This is a genomic window from Roseomonas sp. TAS13, assembly GCF_001950415.1.
GTDB classification, from domain to species: Bacteria; Pseudomonadota; Alphaproteobacteria; order Acetobacterales; family Acetobacteraceae; genus Roseomonas; species Roseomonas mucosa.
In genome coordinates, this window is record NZ_BDLP01000460.1 from 1 (window position 1) to 2,998 (window position 2,998).

The 2,998-nt window shown below is 73.6% G+C and carries 3 protein-coding genes and 1 riboswitch; all 3 genes read right to left on the bottom strand.

Features of this window, described 5'->3' with window-relative positions:
* Positions 1 to 146, bottom strand: a 146-nt coding sequence (locus ROTAS13_RS28440; RefSeq protein ID WP_139323494.1) for an ATP-binding cassette domain-containing protein, incomplete at its 3' end; no start/stop codon positions are given.
* Between the two features lie 296 nt (positions 147 to 442).
* Positions 443 to 1,543 (bottom strand): iron ABC transporter permease, encoded by a 1,101-nt coding sequence (locus ROTAS13_RS22055; RefSeq protein ID WP_216348713.1) that lies wholly within the window; start codon positions 1,541 to 1,543, stop codon positions 443 to 445.
* The gene (locus tag ROTAS13_RS22060; protein ID WP_226945970.1) at positions 1,540 to 2,655 is read right to left on the bottom strand and encodes an ABC transporter substrate-binding protein; all 1,116 of its coding nucleotides are present in this window, start codon (positions 2,653 to 2,655) and stop codon (positions 1,540 to 1,542) included. Before ROTAS13_RS22060 ends, ROTAS13_RS22055 begins: the two co-directional genes overlap by 4 nt.
* Before the next feature lie 37 nt (positions 2,656 to 2,692).
* Positions 2,693 to 2,985: riboswitch (cobalamin riboswitch) on the bottom strand.
* Positions 2,986 to 2,998 lie beyond the last annotated feature (13 nt).

The following is a 2,998-nucleotide window of genomic DNA, read 5'->3' on the forward strand; positions in this document are numbered from 1 at the left end:
GCCAGCAGGCGCAGCAGGCTGGACTTGCCGGAGCCGTTGGGGCCGAGCAGCCCCAGCATGCGCCCTGGCCGTGCGGCCAGCGTCACGCCATCCACGATCATGCGCCGCCCGCTGCCCCAGGAGACACGCTCCGCTGCGACGCTCATGGGCGTGGCGCCCGTGTCCGGCCCCGGGGGAGGCGCCGGGTGGCAAGGTCAGCCTGCCGCCCGATCCCGCAGGGCAGGCGGATCAGCGGGGCTCCCGGAAAGAAAGAAAACACCGTCTCCGCGCTGACGGCACCCGCAGTCGCCGGAGAGCCAGGCTCTCCGGCGCGATGCGGCCGCAGCGAGCGCCAACGAACCGGGTCCAGGGCCCGCAGGGTCCTGGTGGATAGGGGGTCCGGGGGAAAGGCGAAGCCTTCCCCCCGGGGGGCGCGACGTTCAAGCATGAGGCACCCCCCGCCTCACACCGAACGCCGGGACCGGCAGAGGATCACGGCGAAGGCCGGGGCGCCGAACAGGGCCGTCACCACGCCGATCGGCAGGGTCTGCTGCGGCACCAGGATGCGCGAGAGGATATCGGCCAGCACCGCCAGGATCGCGCCCATGATCAGCGAGGCCGGCAGCAGCCGCGCGTGGGAGGGGCCGACCAGGAAGCGCGCTGCGTGCGGCACCACCAGCCCGACGAAGCCCACCGTGCCGGTGATGCTGACCAGCACCGCGGTCATCGCCGCCGTCACCGCGAAGAGCAGGGCGCGCACCCGGCCCACCGGGATGCCCAGCGTCATTGCCGCATCGGCGCCGAAGGTGAAGGCATCCAGCGCCCGGGCCTGGAACAGGCAGACGAGGCTCGCCACCAGCACGGTGGGCGCGGCGAGAGCGAGGTCGGGCCAGCGCACACCGCTGAGGTTGCCGAGCAGCCAGAACATGACGCCGCGCGCCTGTTCCGCATTCGCGGCGGTGGTGACGACATAGGCGGTGATGGCGTTGAAGAGCTGCGAGGCGACGACGCCGGCCAGGATCACCCGCTCCGCCCCGCCGCCGGAGGCCCTGGCCAGGGCGGCCACGGCCAGCAGCGCGGCGAGCGCGCCGAAGAAGGCGCCGCCGGAGAGCGAGACCAGCCCGCCGCCCAGGCCGAGCACCACCACCATCACGGCGCCGGTCGAGGCGCCGGCGGAGATGCCCAGCACATAGGGCTCGGCCAGCGGGTTGCACAGCAGCGCCTGCAGCACCGCCCCCGCCACCGCCAGCCCGCCGCCCAGGCAGGCCGCCATCAGGGCGCGGCTGAGCCGGTAGTCCCAGATCACCCCCTCCTGGATGCGGCTGACCGCGTAGCCCGCGCCGAGGAGCCGGTTGGCCAGCGCCTTGAGCGTGGTGGCGAGGGGGACCGGCATCTCGCCCACCGAGACGGCCAGGGCGATGCAGAGGCCGAGCAGCAGCAGTGCCAGCAGGGCCAGCGCCAGCCGGGCGGCCCGGCCGGTGGCGCCGGGCCGGGCCGTCACCAGGCCGCGGATCGCCGGCTGGGCGGCCTCCAGCGGCATTCCGTCGCTGGCCAGGCCACTCACGGCTTCGTCCCGCTTCCCTGGGCCGGGCTCCGGTCGGCCGGGATCTGCTTCTCCAGGTCCTGGATGCCCCTGGCCACGGCCTCGATGCCGTCGATGGTGCGCAGCGTCGGGTTCATCGACTGTGCGCCCACCACCACGAAGCGCCGCGCCCGCACCGCCGGCATCTGGCTGGCGACCGGGTCCGCCTCCAGGAACTGGCGCTTGACGTTCACGTCGTCGGCGGGGAAGCGGCGGCGCGTCATCTCGCCCATCACGATCACCGAGGGGTTGGCGGTGGCGATGGCCTCCCAGCTCACGGTCGGCCATTCCTCGGTCGTCTGGATGACGTTGCGCAGGCCCAGCAGCCGCGCGATGTAGCCCGGCGCGCCATTGGTGCCGGCGACGAAGGCATCGCCCTTCACGTCGCGGCTGGAGAACCAGAAGACCACCGGCAGGCCCTGCGCCCGCACCGAGGCGACCGCCGCCACCGCGTCGGCCTCGCGCTTCCTGAGCTGCGCCACCAGCGCGGCGCCGCGGTCCTGTACGTCGAAGATCGCGGCGAGGTCCTGGATCTCCTGGTAGAGCAGCTCCATCGTGTAGGGCTGGCTCCGCACCCCGTCGCCGCTGCCGGAATTGTCCTTGCCCGTGCAATCCGAGGGCGAGATGTAGGTGGGGATGCCAAGGTCGGTGAACTGCTCCCGCCGCCCGACCCGCCCGCGTGGCCCGACATGCCATTCGAGCTGTACGGTGACGAGGTCAGGCTCCTTGCCCACCACGGATTCGAAGCTCGGGTCATTGTCCGCGAGGCGGGGGACGCGGGCGTTCTCCTCGGCGAATTGCGGCAGCACCGGCTCCACCCAGAGCGCGGTGCCGGCGATCCGGTCGCCAAGGCCGAGGGCGTAGAGGATCTCCGTCTCCGACTGGCCGATGGAGACCACCCGCCGCGGCGCCTTCGGGAAGGTGAGGTCGAGGCCGCAGTTGCGGATGTGCAGCGGATAGCGGGTCGGCTCCGCCGCCGGCCGCGCCATGGCGCTGGACAGCATGAGGCCCGCACCAAGGGCGATGCCGGCGAGGCGCAACAGCCTGCCCCGTCGCGGAAGGGCCAGGGCCGAAAGCATCGGAAGGGACGGCATGGATCAGGCTCCCGCCTCCGGAGCACCCCGCCCGGCGGCCTGGTGAAGCGACGACGGCAGGTCTCCTGGCTCGCGGCTTCCGGTCGTGGCGCGGGGCGCCATGCCGGCTTCGCGGGCCCTGTCTTCCCGGGCCCCGGCCTCCATGGAGGACGCGGGCTCAGTGACCCGCTCTGCCGCCTCCGGAAGGGGCGGCAGGGCGGACGGGCCAGCGGGGGACCGCTGACAGTTGCGGGGGCAGCGGCCGACTTGCTCCCGGGCGCGGGGCCCGGCCGGAGCGCACGGCCTTCCCTTTTCACCCGCTCGCGCGGGACCGTCGACGGGCGAACCTAGCCCGCGCGGGGGC